The organism is Burkholderia sp. Bp9015, from assembly GCF_003853505.1.
GTDB lineage: Bacteria > Pseudomonadota > Gammaproteobacteria > Burkholderiales > Burkholderiaceae > Burkholderia.
In genome coordinates this window covers 142,600-157,979 of record NZ_QTPZ01000008.1, presented here as the reverse complement: position 1 = coordinate 157,979, position 15,380 = coordinate 142,600, and the positions used below count along the sequence as shown (strand labels likewise).

The 15,380-nt window shown below is 66.9% G+C and carries 14 protein-coding genes; 7 read left to right on the top strand and 7 right to left on the bottom strand.

Features of this window, described 5'->3' with window-relative positions; translation table 11 throughout:
* Window positions 1-4: 4 nt before the first annotated feature.
* The 3 genes from DIE12_RS11605 to DIE12_RS11595 all read right to left on the bottom strand — a co-directional run bounded on the left by DIE12_RS11605 (window position 5) and on the right by DIE12_RS11595 (window position 2,584).
* The gene (locus tag DIE12_RS11605; RefSeq protein WP_124523729.1) at window positions 5-1,144 is read right to left on the bottom strand and encodes a patatin-like phospholipase family protein; all 1,140 of its coding nucleotides are present in this window, start codon (window positions 1,142-1,144) and stop codon (window positions 5-7) included.
* Window positions 1,145-1,262: 118 nt separating this feature from the next.
* The gene (locus DIE12_RS11600; RefSeq protein WP_124489034.1) at window positions 1,263-1,604 is read right to left on the bottom strand and encodes a cupredoxin domain-containing protein; all 342 of its coding nucleotides are present in this window, start codon (window positions 1,602-1,604) and stop codon (window positions 1,263-1,265) included.
* A 35-nt stretch (window positions 1,605-1,639) separates the two neighbouring features.
* Window positions 1,640-2,584, bottom strand: coding sequence for a metallophosphoesterase (locus DIE12_RS11595; RefSeq protein ID WP_044846687.1), 945 nt, complete (start codon window positions 2,582-2,584; stop codon window positions 1,640-1,642).
* 244 nt (window positions 2,585-2,828) lie between these two features.
* Here DIE12_RS11595 and DIE12_RS38605 point away from each other — a divergent pair, with 244 nt between their 5' ends.
* From DIE12_RS38605 to DIE12_RS11580, 3 genes are all read left to right on the top strand, one after another.
* Window positions 2,829-3,083 carry a phosphate transporter gene (locus DIE12_RS38605; protein ID WP_260426322.1) on the top strand — a complete coding sequence of 85 codons (255 nt, stop codon included), beginning with the start codon at window positions 2,829-2,831 and terminating at the stop codon, window positions 3,081-3,083.
* An 80-nt stretch (window positions 3,084-3,163) separates the two neighbouring features.
* Entirely contained in the window at window positions 3,164-4,918 is a 1,755-nt protein-coding gene (locus tag DIE12_RS11585; protein ID WP_124551245.1) for an ABC transporter permease subunit, read from the top strand.
* 11 nt (window positions 4,919-4,929) lie between these two features.
* Window positions 4,930-6,276 (top strand): AAA-associated domain-containing protein, encoded by a 1,347-nt coding sequence (locus tag DIE12_RS11580; RefSeq protein WP_124521867.1) that lies wholly within the window; start codon window positions 4,930-4,932, stop codon window positions 6,274-6,276.
* Window positions 6,277-6,303: 27 nt separating this feature from the next.
* Here DIE12_RS11580 and DIE12_RS11575 read toward each other — a convergent pair whose 3' ends face one another.
* Window positions 6,304-7,182 carry a MurR/RpiR family transcriptional regulator gene (locus DIE12_RS11575; RefSeq protein ID WP_124521865.1) on the bottom strand — a complete coding sequence of 293 codons (879 nt, stop codon included), beginning with the start codon at window positions 7,180-7,182 and terminating at the stop codon, window positions 6,304-6,306.
* A 368-nt stretch (window positions 7,183-7,550) separates the two neighbouring features.
* Here DIE12_RS11575 and ggt point away from each other — a divergent pair, with 368 nt between their 5' ends.
* Both ggt and DIE12_RS11565 read left to right on the top strand, forming a co-directional pair.
* Window positions 7,551-9,302 carry a gamma-glutamyltransferase gene (ggt, locus tag DIE12_RS11570; RefSeq protein ID WP_124521863.1) on the top strand — a complete coding sequence of 584 codons (1,752 nt, stop codon included), beginning with the start codon at window positions 7,551-7,553 and terminating at the stop codon, window positions 9,300-9,302.
* A 227-nt stretch (window positions 9,303-9,529) separates the two neighbouring features.
* The gene (locus DIE12_RS11565; RefSeq protein WP_044846692.1) at window positions 9,530-10,858 is read left to right on the top strand and encodes a dicarboxylate/amino acid:cation symporter; all 1,329 of its coding nucleotides are present in this window, start codon (window positions 9,530-9,532) and stop codon (window positions 10,856-10,858) included.
* On the opposite strand, the gene DIE12_RS11560 is transcribed toward DIE12_RS11565, so the two are convergent.
* Complete coding sequence (locus DIE12_RS11560; RefSeq protein ID WP_124521861.1) at window positions 10,855-11,244, bottom strand: DUF3331 domain-containing protein; 390 nt, start codon at window positions 11,242-11,244, stop codon at window positions 10,855-10,857. The genes DIE12_RS11565 and DIE12_RS11560 overlap by 4 nt on opposite strands.
* Before the next feature lie 44 nt (window positions 11,245-11,288).
* A complete protein-coding gene (locus tag DIE12_RS11555; protein ID WP_124521859.1) occupies window positions 11,289-12,581 on the bottom strand; it encodes an NAD(P)/FAD-dependent oxidoreductase in 1,293 nt (430 codons plus the stop codon).
* Window positions 12,582-12,728: 147 nt separating this feature from the next.
* Here DIE12_RS11555 and DIE12_RS11550 point away from each other — a divergent pair, with 147 nt between their 5' ends.
* Entirely contained in the window at window positions 12,729-13,382 is a 654-nt protein-coding gene (locus tag DIE12_RS11550; RefSeq protein ID WP_124521857.1) for a TetR/AcrR family transcriptional regulator, read from the top strand.
* Window positions 13,383-13,593: 211 nt separating this feature from the next.
* Here the strand turns inward: DIE12_RS11550 and soxR are convergent, their stop codons facing one another.
* Window positions 13,594-14,070, bottom strand: a complete 477-nt coding sequence (gene soxR / locus DIE12_RS11545) for a redox-sensitive transcriptional activator SoxR (protein WP_044846696.1) — start codon at window positions 14,068-14,070, stop codon at window positions 13,594-13,596.
* Window positions 14,071-14,149: 79 nt separating this feature from the next.
* On the opposite strand from soxR, the gene DIE12_RS11540 reads away from it, so the two are divergent.
* A complete protein-coding gene (locus tag DIE12_RS11540) occupies window positions 14,150-15,376 on the top strand; it encodes an efflux RND transporter periplasmic adaptor subunit (protein ID WP_124521855.1) in 1,227 nt (408 codons plus the stop codon).
* The last annotated feature ends 4 nt before the right edge of the window (window positions 15,377-15,380 follow it).

Sequence of the window (15,380 nt, the reverse complement as noted above, 5' to 3'; positions counted from 1 at the left end):
TGCCTCAGTTGTGCCGTTCGCCGATCCGGTTCTCCTCCGGGCTCCAGACGCTGAGCCCTTCCGTCGGGTCCATCGGCTGATCCCACGGTCTCGCGGCGATCGCCTGCATCGTCGCGTCGAACCCGGCCTGCCGGCGCGCCGCGATGCCGTCCGGCGTGAAATCGATGTCCTTCCACTGATCGTCGCCGTCGAGCCGCGGCGCCGCGAGCTTGATCACGTGCATCGTCGTCTGGCAGCCCCACGCGGCGAGCGCCTGCACGTCGGCCGACGTGCGCTCCGCCTCCGGCAGCCGCATCACCAGTTCCTTGATCACGTGGCGCAGCCGGTGAATCTGCTGTTGCCGCGCGATGTTGCCGTCCGTGCGGCTCGCGTACTGGATGTCCTTCTGCCGCTCCGACACCTGCCAGATGCTTTGCGGCTCGGGCCCGACCGGATTCCACATCTGCACCGAGAAGATGATCGAGCTGCGGCGCGGCGCATCGTCGAGCACGACCTCGACCGGCGTATTCGAATAGATGCCGCCGTCCCAGTAGGGTGCGCCGTCGATCCGCACGGCCGGAAACGCGGGCGGCAGCGCGCCCGAGCTCATCACGTGGTCGAGGTCGAGCGGCCGGTCGCGCGAATCGAAATATCGCATCGTGCCGGTGCACGCGTTGACCGCGCCGACGGTCAGTCGCGGCCGGCACGCATTCAGCAGGTCGAGGTCGATCAGCGACGCGAGCGTGTCGCGCAGCGGCTCGACCACGTAGTACGACGCGTGCTCGACGCCGACCCGCGCGAGCGGCCCGAGCCACGCGGCGGGATTCGGCCGAAAGAATCCCGTGAGGCCCGCGCCGATCACCGCGAGTTCCGAGCCGATCTTGTCCCAGGTCGTCGGGAAGCCCGGCACGGTCACGGCGGGCCGTTCGGTGACGTGGCGCCAGAATTCGGCCATTCGCTGCGCGCGGTGCGCGGGCGCGTTGCCGGCGATCAGCGCCGCGTTGATCGCGCCGATCGACGTGCCGATCACCCAGTCGGGCTGGATGCCCGCCGCGTCCATCGCCTCGAATACGCCGAGCTGGTATGCGCCCAGTGCGCCGCCGCCCTGGAGCACGAGCACGACCTGCCCAGGTAGCTTCGGGTGTGCGGGTTGACTTGCCGTCATCGCTTGCCTCGTGGTCGGTGACGGCCGGCGGGGGCCGGCCGGTTGGAACCAGTGTAGGCGATCGGCGGGCGTCGCTCCGCGGTGCCGGACCTTCGCGCGCGTGGCGCGGCGCGCCGCGTCATTCCACGGTGATGGTCTCCTTCATGTACGGATGAATCCCGCAGAACACCTTGTAGACCCCCGGCTTGTCGAAGCGGAACGAGTAGGTCTCGTCCTGGTCGAGCGCATTCGAATGGAAGATGCCCGCGTCGTTGACGACGGTATGCGGTTCCGCGTCGAGGTTCTTCCACGTGACCGTCGTGCCGGCCTTGATCGTGGTCGACATCGGCGAAAACATGAAGTTGTGGATCGTCACGAGCGGGCCGGCCGGGGGTTGCGCGAATGCGGCGAGCGGCGTGCCGGCGGCGGCCGCGCACAGGGTCAGCGCCGCCAGCAGCGTCGAGGGCTTGAGGATGGTCATGTCGGTCTCCTTGCGTAGCGGAATCGGGCGAGGGATCAGGCCAGCGTCGTGTCGCGCAGCGACGCCGCCACGGGATGGCCGGCGAAGTCGACGGTCGTCACGCCGAGCATCGCGGGCAGCCGGTCGCGCGGCACGGTGAGCGGCACCGGGCCGGGGCCGTTGCCGGCGGTCGGCTGCGGGAACGCGGTGGAGCGCGCGGTGTGGAACGTCACGTTGCCTTCGACCTTCGACACGATCTGGTGAATGTGCCCGTTCAGCACGGTGACCGAGCCGAATCGGCGCAGCAGCGCCATCGTCTGCGGTGCGTCGCCGGTGCCCCAGCCCCACGGCTCGTAGATGGTCCACATCGGCATGTGCGAGAACACGACGATCGGCGTGCTCGACGATTGCCCCTTCAGATCCTGCGCGAGCCACGCGAGCTGCTCGTCGCCGAAGCTGCCGAGCCCGTTCGGCTTGAAGTGCATCACGTTGACGAGCGCGACGAAGTGCACGCCCGCGTGATCGAAGCTGTAGTAGCCGCGGTTGTCCGACGCCTTGCCGAAGCGGCTGAAATATTCGGCACCCGAGCCGTCGGTCACGTCGTGTTCGCCAGGCACCGTATGCAGCTCCGGCACGCGCAGCGCGGACAGCAGCTGCGACGCCTGGTCGAACTCCGCTGCCTTGGACAGGTGCGTGATGTCGCCGGTATGGATCGCGAGCGCGGGCGTGGCAGGCATCGCGTTGACGAGCTCGATGGTCTGCCGCAGCGTGGCCGCGACGTCGGGATTCGCGTCCTTGTTGAAGCCGATGTGCGTGTCGCTGATCTGCACGAACAGCGGCCGGCCCTTGTCCGCGGGGAGTGCGGCGCCGCTTTGCGCGAGCGCGAGGTCGAACGGCGTCAGGATGCCGCCCGACAGTGTAAACAGCGTGCCGAGGCCGCCGAACGCCATGCATTGCAGGGCCTTGCGACGCGACGGGCGGGTGGGATTCGATGAAGACATGTGAGCCTCGCATTCGTGTGACGGAACCGGACGGCCGGATCGTCCTGGAATAAGCCGGCGCCTTCGTATGCCATACCGCTGCGGCGGCGGATTTATTCCCGCGCGTTGCGAGGTTGCTCGCGGCTTGCGGCGCAATGACCGACCACCGGCGGATGACCTGTCAATGTCCTGTAAGTGACACGTCACGTTTGCGTCATGTCCGCCCGATAGCCTGCGACACCGAATCACTTCTCCGGAGCCCCTCATGCCGAATCTCGCGGCAACGGAAACCAGCGGTGCGGGCGGTCATCGCACGCGCACCATCGGCTTCGCGCCGTTCGTGCCGATCGTTGCCTGCGGCATCGTCTACGTCGGCGTTCACCTGAGCGTGGATCCCGGTCCGGTCAAGGAAGGTTCGGTCCTGCCGATTATGCTGCCCGCCGTCGCGCGGGTGCTGGTCTTGCCCGCGTCGATCGCGCGTTCGGCGGTCCTGTGCCGGGCCCGCCACAAGCCGTTCTGAGCCGCGCCGGCTAACGGCGCATCCGGCCGCGCGTCACGCGGCCGATCCCATCGATTTTCAATTCGACCAAGACGCTACCGATGGATATCAGTTTCTTCGATCCGAATCGCACCGCCAACGCGTCCGCGTGGCGCGTGCTCCCCAACCGCTGGGATGCGGTCGCGTTTCCGCTGATCATCGGCATACTCGCAATGGCGATCGTCGGCTTTCATCAGACGATGGCGCCGATCGCCGTGCTGCAGACGCAGAAGATCTCGCTCGATCCGTCGAACCTGCCCGAATACGCGTTGCGCACCACGCTGCGGATGCTCGCCGCGATGGTCGCGTCGCTCGCGTTCACGCTGGTGTACGGCACGCTCGCCGCGAAAAGCCGCCGTGCCGGCATGGTGCTGATCCCGATCCTCGACATCCTGCAGTCGGTGCCGGTGCTCGGCTATATCTCGTTTACGGTCACGTTCTTCCTCGCACTGTTCCCGGGCCGCGTGCTCGGCGCCGAGCTCGCGGCGATCTTCGCGATCTTCACGAGCCAGGCGTGGAACATGACGTTCAGCTTCTACCAGTCGCTGCGCACGGTGCCGCGCGACCTGAGCGAAGTGTCGCGCGGCTTCCACCTGACGCCGTGGCAGCGCTTCTGGAAGCTCGAGGTGCCGTTCTCGATGCCGGGGCTGATCTGGAACATGATGATGTCGATGTCGGGCGGCTGGTTCTTCGTCGTCGCGTCGGAGGCGATCACCGTCGGCAACCAGACGATCACGCTGCCGGGCATCGGCGCGTATCTCGCGCAGGCGATCGCCGACAAGAACCTCGGTGCGGTGGGCTGGGTGATCGTCGCAATGTCGGTCGTGATCCTCGCGTACGACCAGTTCCTGTTCCGCCCGCTCGTCGCGTGGGCCGACAAGTTCCGGATGGAAAACACCGCGTCGGGCGATGCGCCGCAGTCCTGGCTGCTCGACATGCTGCGCCGCACGCACCTGATCCACCAGCTGCTCGTGCCGGCCGGCTGGCTGCTGTCGCAGGCCGCGCGGATTCCGTTGCGCGTGCCGGCGCTCACGGGCAAGCGCTCGCGCGGCACGTCGGCGCGCGGTTCGTCGCGCGTCGGCGACGTCGTGTGGGGCGCGTTCGTGATCCTGCTGACGGTGTACGTCGGGTGGCGCGTCGTCAGCTTCGTGGCGACCGGCGTGACGATGGGCGAGGTCGGCCACGTGGTGGTGCTCGGGCTGATCACGTTGCTGCGCGTGCTGGTGCTGATCGCGATCGCGTCGGTGATCTGGGTGCCGCTCGGCGTGCTGATCGGGCTGCGCCCCGCGCTGGCCGAGAAGATCCAGCCGCTCGCGCAGTTCCTCGCCGCGTTCCCGGCGAACCTGCTGTTCCCGGTGTTCGTGATCGTGATCGTCCATTTCCATCTGAACGCGGACATCTGGCTGTCGCCGCTGATCGTGCTCGGCACGCAGTGGTACATCCTGTTCAACGTGATCGCCGGCGCGATGTCCTATCCGAACGACTACAAGGAAGCGACGAAGAACTTCCGCATTCGCGGCTGGCAGTGGTGGCGCCAGGCGATGCTGCCCGGCATTTTCCCGTACTACGTGACCGGTGCGATCACCGCATCGGGCGGCGCGTGGAACGCGAGCATCGTGTCCGAGTTCGTGCAGTGGGGCGACACCAGGGTCGTCGCGCATGGCCTCGGCTCGTACATCGCACAGATGACTGCCGCCGGCGATTTTCCGAAGATCATCCTGGGCATCGCCGTGATGTCCCTGTTCGTTACCCTGTTCAACCGTCTGCTGTGGCGTCCGATGTACGCCTATGCGGAATCCCGGCTCCGTCTCGATTGAGAGTAAGCGCGATGCAAAACCAGACCGTAATCAACGCCCCTGTCCAGACGTCCCAGCCGCTTCAGCCGCCGCGCCTCGGCGAGGAAATCCTGCGCGTCGAACACGTGAATCGCGGCTTCAACAAGTCGCAGGGCGAGTTGCTCGTGCTCGACGACGCGAACCTGTCGTTGCGCGAAGGCGAGATCGTCGGGCTGCTCGGCCGCTCCGGTTCGGGCAAGTCCACGCTGCTGCGGATCATCGCCGGGCTGATCGAGCCGACCGGCGGTGACGTGACCTATCTGGGCAAGCCGCTGCGCGGCCCGGCCGAAGGCGTCGCGATGGTGTTCCAGACCTTCGCGCTGTTTCCGTGGCTGACCGTGCTGCAGAACGTGGAAGCCGGCCTCGAAGCACTCGGCGTCGGCGCACGCGAGCGGCGCGAACGCGCGCTCGCCGCGATCGACCTGATCGGTCTCGACGGCTTCGAGAACGCGTATCCGCGCGAACTGTCGGGCGGCATGCGCCAGCGCGTGGGCTTCGCGCGCGCGCTCGTGGTCGATCCGACGATCCTGCTGATGGACGAGCCGTTTTCCGCACTCGACGTGCTGACCGCCGAGACGCTGCGTACCGACCTGCTCGACCTGTGGACGCAAGGCCGCATGCCGATCAAGTCGGTGCTGATCGTCACGCACAACATCGAGGAAGCGGTGTTCATGTGCGACCGCATTCTCGTGCTGTCGTCGAATCCGGGCCGCGTGATCGCCGAGATCAAGGTACCGTTCAAGCATCCGCGCAACCGGCTGGATCCGGATTTCCGCAAGCTGGTCGACGACATCTACGCGAAGATGACGGCCCGCCAGACCAACGAGGCGACGAAGAAGGGGCTCGAGCTCGGCAGCTGGATGCCGCGCGTGTCGACCAACCTGATGGCCGGCCTGATCGAGACGCTCGCGATGGCGCCGTATCACGGTCGTGCCGACATGCCGGAAATCGCGCGCACGCTGCATCTGGAAGTGGACGAACTGTTTCCGATCGCCGAAGTGCTGCAGTACCTCGGTTTCGCCGACGTGCGCGAAGGCGACGTGTTCCTGACGCCGCCCGCGCGCGTGTTCGCGGAATTCGGCACGCAGGAACGCAAGCTGATGTTCGCGGATCACCTGCTGAAGCACGTGCCGCTCGCCGCGCGGATCCGGAAGGTGCTGAACGAGCGCCCCGGCCATCGTGCGCCGCGCGTGCGTTTCGAGCAGGAGCTGGAGGATTTCCTGTCGGACGAGGCGGCCGAGGAAACGCTCGACGCGGTGATCGACTGGGGGCGTTACGGCGAAGTCTTTTCGTATAACGACAAGACGGAAGTGTTCAGTCTCGAGGACGTGGAGAGCTGACGTCCGCGCCCGAATGACGCGCGACCGTCATTCGGGCAAATCCCGCTGATTCGCGTCCTGCGCGCTGCCGCCCGTACTGAGCCGCTCGATCTTTTCCATCCTCTGCCGCGCCAGTTCGGGAAGCCGGTTCGTCACGCCGATCACCAGCGCTTCGGCGAGCGCCAGCGCCGGCACGTTGGTCTGCAGCATCGCGAACGGGCGCCCCTGGATCCGCAGCACGATCTCGGCGAACGCGCTGATCGGCGAGCGCCATTCGTCGGTGATCAGCAGCACGCGCACGCCGAGCTGGTGCGCGGCCTGCGCGAACCGGATGCTGTCCTTCTGATAGCGGCGAAAATCGAAAATGACCAGCACGTCGCCGGGCCCCATGTCGGTCAGCGACACCGACGCGAGATTCAGGTTCGGCTCGACGTACTGCACATGCGGGCGTGCATACGCGAGCGTGAACGAAAACAGCGACGCGAGCGGCGCGGTATAACGCCCGCCGCCGCAGAACACGCGGATTTCCGGATCGGCCAGCAGCGTCACCGCTTCGTCGAACGCCGCCGCGTCGAGTCCCTCGATCGTGGTGGCAAGCGATTGCGAGAGCCGCTGGAAGATCGCCGCATGGCTGTCGCGCATCCCCGATTCCGAGTGGAACGCATCCATCCGCGCGAGCGGCGAATTCATCGCGGTATCGATCTCGTCGTGCAGCGCCTGCTGGAACGACGAGTAGTTCGGGAAGCCGATTCGCACGACGAAGCGGAACACGGTCGGGTCGCTGACTTCGGCTTGCTTCGCGAAGCTCGCGATCGGCCCGAGCCCGAGGCTCGGATAGCGATCCAGCAGCGCGTGCGCGACCTTCTGTTCCGACGGCGTGAAGCTATCCATCTGGGATAGCAGCAACGCCCTGATGCTTGTCCCCATCGGGCACTCCGGCTTGTTTTTATCTGAATGAATGACAAACGGCAGGCATGCGTCTGCCGGCGACGCCGTGCATGTTAGCCGATCGCCGCGCCGCGGACCGTGTGAGGCCACAGATTAGAGGGGCGCATCATTCGGGTCGTCAATCGGCTGATTATGTAATGTATTAAACATTATCGATCGGAACGTTTCCATAAATTCATCGAGAATTCAGTAATTACCCTAGGTTTTGACATGAAAATGCCGATGCTATGATCGCGGCCTCGCCGGAATGTATGGTTTATTACATGCCGGATCAGCGGCGTCGTCCGGCCTTCCGAGTCGGTTGCGCATCCCGGTATGGCCCGGTCATTCGTCTGGAGGATTCCGTCATGAGGCGGCTCGTCGTACTTACTCTGTTGTCGGCCATCAGCGCAGGCGCGCTCGCCGCTTCGGAACCCGCGGTGGAAGCGAAGAACGGCATGGTCGTGTCGTCGCAGCACTTCGCGTCGCAGATCGGCGTCGACATCCTCAAGGAAGGCGGCAACGCGGTGGACGCCGCAGTGGCGGTCGGCTACGCGCAAGCGGTGACCAATCCGTGCTGCGGCAACATCGGCGGCGGCGGCTTCATGACCCTGCACCTGGCCGACGGCCGCGACCGCTTCATCAACTTCCGCGAGACCGCGCCGGCCGCGGCGTCGGCGAACATGTATCTCGATGCGAACGGCAACGTCATTCCGGACGACAGCCTGTACGGCTATCGCGCGGTCGGCGTGCCGGGCACGGTCGCGGGTCTCGACCTCGCGCAGCGCAAGTACGGCAAGCTGACGCGCAGGCAGGTGATGGAGCCGGCGATCCGGCTCGCGCGCGACGGCTTCGTGCTGACGCGCGGCGATACGGACATCCTCGACACGACGATCCAGCGCTTCAGGAAGGACCCGGAAGCCGCGCGCATCTTCCTGCGCCCGGACGGCACGCCGCTGCAGCCGGGCGACCGCCTGGTGCAGAAGGACCTGGCACGCACGCTCGAGCGCATCGCGGAGCAGGGCCCCGACGCGTTCTATCACGGCGAGATTCCGAAGATCGTCGAAGCCGCGGCGAAGCGCGGCGGCGGCGTGATCACGGCGGCCGATTTCGCGTCGTATCGTGCGCAGGACATGGCGCCGCTGACCTGCACGTATCGCGGCTACGAGTTCGTGTCGGCGCCGCCGCCGAGCTCGGGCGGCGTGACCATGTGCGAGACGCTGAACGTGCTCGAAGGGTATGACCTGCGCAAGTTCGGCTACCAGTCGGCGTCGGTGGTCCACTACATGACCGAGGCGATGCGCCACGCGTATGAGGATCGCAACACGCTGCTGGGCGACCCGAACTTCATCGACAATCCGGTCGCCAAGCTGACGAGCAAGCAGTATGCGGCCGAGATCCGCAAGCAGATCAGCGGCGACATGGCGACGGCATCGGTCGACGTGCAGCCGGGTGTCGGCGTGCACGAGAAGCCGGAGACGACCCACTACTCGATCATCGACCGCGACGGCAACGCGGTGTCGACCACGTACACCGTCAACGGCCGCTTCGGCGCCGTGGTGATCGCGCCGGGAACGGGCTTCTTCCTGAACGACGAGATGGACGACTTCACGGTCAAGGTCGGCGCGCAGAACCTGTTCGGCCTCGTGCAGGGCACGCGCAACTCGATCGCGCCGGGCAAGCGTCCGCTGTCGTCGATGGCGCCGACGATCGTGAAGAAGGACGGCAAGGTGTTCATGGTGGTCGGCTCGCCGGGCGGCTCGCGCATCATCACGATCACGCTGCAGACCGTGCTGAACGTGATCGACTACGGGATGACGCCGCAGGATGCGGTCGGTGCGCCGCGCATCCATCATCAATGGCTGCCGGATCAGGTCTATTACGAGACCCGCGGCCTGTCGCCCGACACGCTCGCGATCCTGCGCAACATGGGCTACAAGATGGTCGAGCAGACGCCGTGGGGCGCCGCCGAGCTGATCATGGTCGGCCTGCCCGGCACCGAGGCGGTGAGCCATCAGAGTTCCGGCAACGATTCGTCGGTGTCGGGCAACGTGCGCGTCGGCTACATCTACGGCGTCAACGATCCGCGCCGACCGGCCGGTTCGGCGATCGGCTACTGACCTGAGCTGATTTGATTTGATCTGATTGCACCAGGCTGAACGGTTGCCCCGGCGTTCGCCATCGCGCGAGCGCCGGGGCAGCGACAGCGCGTCCGTTCGCGGACGTCCGCAGTATCGGGCGGGGCGGGTGCCCGGAATGCCGGGCCCGACCGACCCGCAATGCGCGCCGTGGCACGGCACTGACGCGCGCATTTTTTTCATTCCTGCTCCGTGCATCGAGTTCCGTTATGAACAAACGAATGTCTGCGGCAGTCTGGATCCTGCTCGCGATGGCGGCCGGCATCTTCATCGGCTACATGATCTATACGCAGTTTCCGGACAAGCAGTCCGCGACCGAGATCGCCGGCTACATCTCCCTCGTGTCCGACGTGTTCCTGCGGTTGATCAAGATGGTGATCGGCCCGCTGGTGTTCTCGACGCTCGTCGTCGGCATCGCGCACATGGGCGACGCTTCGTCGGTGGGACGCGTGTTCGTGAAGGCGTTCGGCTGGTTCGTCACCGCGTCGCTGATCTCGCTGCTGCTCGGGCTGCTGATGGCGAACCTGCTGCGCCCGGGCGAGAACCTCGGCCTGCCGCTGCCGGACATCGGCGCATCCGCGCATCTCGCGACCTCCAAGTTCACGCTGAAGGATTTCGTCAGCCACATGGTGCCGAAGTCGATCGCCGAGGCGATGGCGAACAACGAGATCCTGCAGATCGTCGTGTTCTCGATGTTCTTCGGCGTCGCGCTGTCGGCGCTCGGCGAGCGCGGCAAGATCCTCGTCGCCGCGATCGACCAGCTGGCGCACGTGATGCTGAAGATCACCGGTTACGTGATGAAGCTCGCGCCGCTCGCGGTGCTGGCGGCGATGGCCGCGACCGTCGCGGTCAACGGGCTGTCGGTGTTGTTGAAGTTTGCGGTGTTCATGGGCGACTTCTACGTGAGCCTGTTCCTGCTGTGGAGCACGCTCGTGATCGCCGGCCTGCTGTTCCTCGGGCCGCGCGTATTCAAGCTGCTGGTGCTGATCAAGGAAGCGTTCATGCTGTCGTTCGCGACGGCGAGCTCCGAAGCCGCGTATCCGAAGATCCTCGACGCGCTCGACCGCTTCGGCGTGAAGCGCAAGATCTCGAGCTTCGTGATGCCGATGGGCTATTCGTTCAACCTCGACGGCTCGATGATGTACTGCACGTTCGCGTCGCTGTTCATCGCGCAGGCGTACAACATCCACCTGTCGCTCGGCACGCAGGTCACGATGCTGCTGGTCCTGATGCTGACGTCGAAGGGGATGGCCGGCGTGCCGCGCGCATCGCTCGTCGTGATCGCGGCGACACTGCACCAGTTCGACATCCCGGAAGCAGGACTGCTGCTGATTCTCGGCGTCGACACGTTCCTCGACATGGGGCGCTCGGCCACCAATGCGGTCGGCAATTCGATCGCCAGCGCGGTGGTCGCGAAGTGGGAGGGCGAGCTGATGTCGGAGTCCGAAGCGCAAGCACATGCCGCGCATCTCGACGCGGAACTGGAACGGCAGAACCGCGATCCGGCCTATGGTGCCGGTCAGGCGACGTCCGTTTAAGCGGCACACGCCTCGTCGATGCACGCCGCCAGCACCATCGCGGCGGCGTTGCCCGGCGCCGAGCCGAGCAGTTGCGGCGCGTAGACGCTGTCGCCGCGCGCGATCGGCCGCCCCGACAGCGCGCAGACGCCGCGCTTGCGCGTCGTGAACAACCGCCGCTTCTGGTAGCCGTAGTGGCCGGTGCACGCGTCGCACCACGAAATCATCACGGTGTCGGCCGTGGGCCGCTCGAGCACGCTGATCGACGGCTGGCTCGTCGCATCCCACGACGGCAGGCGATCGCGCGTGATGCTGCGCCGTCGCGGGGCGGCCCATGAAACGGACGGCATGTCGAAGCTGCCGATCGCGGCGACGGTCCTGAGCCAGGCAACTGCACTGTTGCTCATCTTTGCTTTCCTCGAAACGTTGGGCGACGCCGCGAAACGCGGCGTCACGACAGGCGGATGCGCGGTTGCACGCAGCCGTTGATCCGTTCGGCGAGCCACAGCAGCGTCGCCTTGGAGAATCCGTGCAGCGCCTGCTGGTGGCGCCGGTACAGCATCAGGTGGCTGAATTGCGCGAAACGCCCCTGGATGAAGCCGCCGCGGAAGAACCCGAATTGGCCGAGCGTGCCGAACGCGTCGTAGTCGCTGATCGACACGAGCGCGCCGAAATCGTGGAACGCGAACGGCGGCATCGGCTTGCCGTCGAGCCAGGCGGGCAGGTGTTTCGCGAGATGTTCGGCCTGCTGGGTCGCCACCTGCGCGGTGGGCGGCAGCGGCCGTTCGTGGCCGTCGGGCTGCAGGCTGGCGCAATCGCCGATCGCGAACACGTGCTCGTCGGCCGTGGCCTGCAGCGTGGGCCCGACCAGGATCTGGTTCGCGCGGTTCGTGTCGAGCCCGCCCAGTGCCTGCATGAAATCGGGCGCCTTCACACCCGCCGCCCACACCATCAGATCTGCTTCGGCGAACGAACCGTCGCCGTAGTGGAAGCCGTTCGCATCGGCCGCCGTCACGCGCGTGGACGTCAGCACGTGAAAGCCGATCTGCTCGAGCCGCCGCTGCGCCGACGCGGAAATCCGCGGCGGAAATGCGGCGAGAATGCGCGGGCCACTCTCGAGCAGCGTGAGCCGCAGCCGCTCGCGCACCGTCGCGTCGCCATACGCCTGCGCCACTTCCAGCAGCCGGCTCAGTTCCGCCGCCAGCTCCACGCCCGTCGCGCCCGCGCCGACGATCGCGACGCGAAACGGCTCGTCGCGCGCGATGCTGCGGAACACGCGCATCCGCAGCGCTTCATTGAAGGTTTCGGCCTGCCGCTGGCTGTCGATGAAGTAGCAGTGCTCGCGCACGCCCGGCACGCCGAAATCGTTGGCCTGGCTGCCGAGCGCGAGGATCAGCACGTCGTATTCGAGTTCGCGCGCGTCGACCACGCGTTCGCCGTCCTGCGAGCGAATCTCGCCGAGCTGCACGCGACGGCGCGCGCGATCGAGCCCCGTCAATTCGCCGGGCTGGTACGTGTAGCCATGATCGCGCGCATGGGCGAGAAAGATCACCTGCTGTTGCTGCACGTCGCGCGTACCGGCCGCGATCGTGTGCAGCATCGGCTTCCAGACATGGGTCGGGCTGCGGTCGACCACGGTGACCTGGGCACGCCCGGTGCGGCCGAGACGTTCGCCGAGGCGGGTTGCGAGCTGCAATCCGGCGATGCCGCCGCCGACGATCACGATGCGAGTAGGGGTTGTCATGAATAAATCATCACGTGATGAATAAGGTATGATCCTAGCGCTTCCCGGCTTCGCGTGTCAACGGAGCCGGGCAGGCGACCCGGTTCCGCGGACGCGAACCGGGGCCCGGACACGGGCATTCGATTCATTCAACGGGAGCAGGAAAACGTGGCTGAAGTCACTGAGCGCGCGCCGTCGAAGCGGCGTACGCGCGGGCGGCCGCTGGCGGAGGCGTCCGTCGGACCGGACGTGATATTGCGGGCCGCGCGCCGCACGTTCGCGAAGCGCGGCTATGACGCGACGAGCGTGCGCGAGGTCGCGCGCGAGCTGGGCATCGACGCGGCGCTGATCGCCCATCATTTCGGCGCGAAGGAGACGCTGTGGCTGGCTGTCGTCGGGCAGATCGTCGACCTGGCCGAGCCGCTGTTCGACGCGTTGCGCGCGCTGCGCACGTCGTCATTGCCGCATCGCGAGCGCGTGCGGCGCGCGATCGAGCTGTGCGTCGATCACGAGTTCGCGGAGCCGGACATCGGCATGTTCTTCTCGACGGCAGCGACCGAGGAGGGCGGGCGGCTCGACTGCCTGCAGCAGCGGATCGTGCGCCCGTATCACGACGCGATGTTTCCGCTGCTGGCCGACGCGGTCGAGGCCGGCGAGATCCGCCCGGTCGATCCGAACGTGCTGTTCTTCATGATCGCGAGCGCGGTCGGCACGACGGTGTCGTACAGCCACATGATGCTGGAGTTCACGTCGCTGCCCACGCGGCAGGAGGCGTTCCGGCAGGCCGTGCTCGACGTCGCGCTCGGCATCCTGAGCGTCTGAGCGCCGCGCGCGACGCGAAGCCGGCTGGCGCGCCGGCGCGATTGACCTTACGCCGGGCAGGGCCCGGACTGCCATTGCTGCCAACCGGCAACGTCTGCGCAGACTGGCGCCCTCACGGGCACGGCGATCGCGGTGAGCGGCGGGGCGGGCGGGTCGGGTGACGCGGGACGCCGGCGCGGCATCGTGCATCGCGCCGGCCGCCGCGCATGCGTCAGTCGAGATCGGGCGGCGTATCACCGAGCCAGCGCCGTGCGCCCGGCCCGTTGCGTCCCGCGCGGTCCTCGGGATTGGTCAGCTTGCAGCGCTTCAGCGACAGGCAGCCGCAACCGATGCATTCGTCGAGATTGATGTAGAGCCGCTGCAGTTCCTCGATCCGGTTCGCGACGCGCTGTTTCCAGCCGCGCGACAGCCGCTGCCAGTCCTTGTTGGTCGGCGCGGTGTCTTCCGGCAGGCTCACGAGCTGTTCGGCGATCTCGTCGAGCGAATAGCCGATCTTCTGCGCGAACACGATGAACGCGATCAGCCGCAGCACCGCGCGCGAATAGTGGCGATGGCTCGAGCCGTTGCGGTGCGACTTGATGAGCCCGCGCGTCTCGTAGAAACGCAGCGTCGATGCCGGCACGCCGCTGCGCGCGGCCACTTCGCGGATCGACATCAGCGGCCATTGCGGGATTTCGTCGATACCCATGACGCCCTCCGGGAAAGCTTGACTTGAAGTTAACTTCAACTTTTATGCTACGCGGCAGTTTAACCCGTCGCGAGGCATCATGCTCTCCTTATCCCTACGCAGGACCTCGCCTTTGGGCGCGGCCTGCGCACTGCTGCTGGCGTTGTCGGGCTGTCACGACGGCAAAGGCGAAACGGCGGCCCAGCCGCTTCCCGAAGTCGGCGTGACGACCGTCGCGCCGCGCACGATTCGCCTCGCGGACGAGTTCAACGGACGCGTCGAAGCAGTCGACGCGGTCGAGCTGCGGCCGCGCGTGAGCGGCTATCTGCAGCGCATCGCGTACAAGGAGGGCGACCTCGTCGCACAGGGCGCGGTGCTGTTCGAGATCGATCCGCGTCCGTACCGGATCGCGCTCGACCGCGCGAACGCACAGCAGCAGCGGGCGCGCGCGGCCGCGAGCCTCGCCGATGTGCAGCTCAAGCGCGTGCGGACACTGATCGATGCGCATGCAACTTCCGAGGAGGAACTCGACAACGCGCGCGCGACCGCCGAGCAGGCGCGCGCCGACCTGCGGGCGGCCGACGCGGCCGTCGCCGACGCGAAGCTCAATCTCGGTTTCACCGAGGTGCGTGCGCCGATCGCGGGGCGCGTCGGCCGCGCGATCGCGACCGCCGGCAACCTCGCGCGCGCCGACGACACGCTGCTCACGACCGTCGTGTCGCAAGACCCCGTCTACGTGTATTTCGACTGCGACGAGCAGAGCTACCTGCGCTACAACGCGCGGCGCGCCGACCCGAAGCATCGCGCGATCGGCGCCGATCCGGTGCGCGTGGGGCTCGCGAACGAGACGGGTTTCCCGCACGCGGGCACCGTCGATTTTCTCGACAACCGGCTCGATCCGCAAACCGGCACGATTCGTGCGCGCGTGCGGCTGCCGAACGCGGACCACACGTTCACGCCGGGCCTCTATGCGCGCGTCCAGCTCGTCAGCGGTCGCGACCAGGATGCGCTGCTCGTCGACGACAAGGCGGTGCTCACCGACCAGGACCGCAAGTACGTGTACGTGATCGGCGCCGGCGACAAGGCGCTGCGTCGCGACGTCACGATCGGCCGTGCGCTGGACGGCGAGCGGATCGTCGAGAAGGGGCTGGAGCCGGGCGATCGCGTGGTCGTCGACGGCGTGCAGCGGATCTACTATCCGGGCGCGCAGGTGAAGCCGAAGGTGCTGCCTGCACGCGCGGATGCGGACACCGGCACCGGCCCGGGCAGCGGCACGCAGGCCGCAGCGGTGGCGGTGGCCGACGCCGGCGCGCCGGCCGCGCGGTAACGGG

Excerpts from the sequence above, each read along its gene's own strand:
- DIE12_RS11600 (WP_124489034.1), bottom strand. The coding sequence starts at position 1,604 with ATGACCATCCTCAAGCCCTCGACGCTGCTGGCGGCGCTGACCCTGTGC.
- DIE12_RS11585 (WP_124551245.1), top strand. The coding sequence starts at position 3,164 with ATGGATATCAGTTTCTTCGATCCGAATCGCACCGCCAACGCGTCCGCG.
- ggt (WP_124521863.1), top strand. The coding sequence starts at position 7,551 with ATGAGGCGGCTCGTCGTACTTACTCTGTTGTCGGCCATCAGCGCAGGC.
- DIE12_RS11540 (WP_124521855.1), top strand. The coding sequence starts at position 14,150 with ATGCTCTCCTTATCCCTACGCAGGACCTCGCCTTTGGGCGCGGCCTGC.
- DIE12_RS11555 (WP_124521859.1), bottom strand. The coding sequence starts at position 12,581 with ATGACAACCCCTACTCGCATCGTGATCGTCGGCGGCGGCATCGCCGGA.
- DIE12_RS11605 (WP_124523729.1), bottom strand. The coding sequence starts at position 1,144 with ATGACGGCAAGTCAACCCGCACACCCGAAGCTACCTGGGCAGGTCGTG.
- DIE12_RS11595 (WP_044846687.1), bottom strand. The coding sequence starts at position 2,584 with ATGTCTTCATCGAATCCCACCCGCCCGTCGCGTCGCAAGGCCCTGCAA.
- DIE12_RS11565 (WP_044846692.1), top strand. The coding sequence starts at position 9,530 with ATGAACAAACGAATGTCTGCGGCAGTCTGGATCCTGCTCGCGATGGCG.
- soxR (WP_044846696.1), bottom strand. The coding sequence starts at position 14,070 with ATGGGTATCGACGAAATCCCGCAATGGCCGCTGATGTCGATCCGCGAA.
- DIE12_RS11575 (WP_124521865.1), bottom strand. The coding sequence starts at position 7,182 with ATGGGGACAAGCATCAGGGCGTTGCTGCTATCCCAGATGGATAGCTTC.
- DIE12_RS11560 (WP_124521861.1), bottom strand. The coding sequence starts at position 11,244 with ATGAGCAACAGTGCAGTTGCCTGGCTCAGGACCGTCGCCGCGATCGGC.
- DIE12_RS38605 (WP_260426322.1), top strand. The coding sequence starts at position 2,829 with ATGCCGAATCTCGCGGCAACGGAAACCAGCGGTGCGGGCGGTCATCGC.
- DIE12_RS11580 (WP_124521867.1), top strand. The coding sequence starts at position 4,930 with ATGCAAAACCAGACCGTAATCAACGCCCCTGTCCAGACGTCCCAGCCG.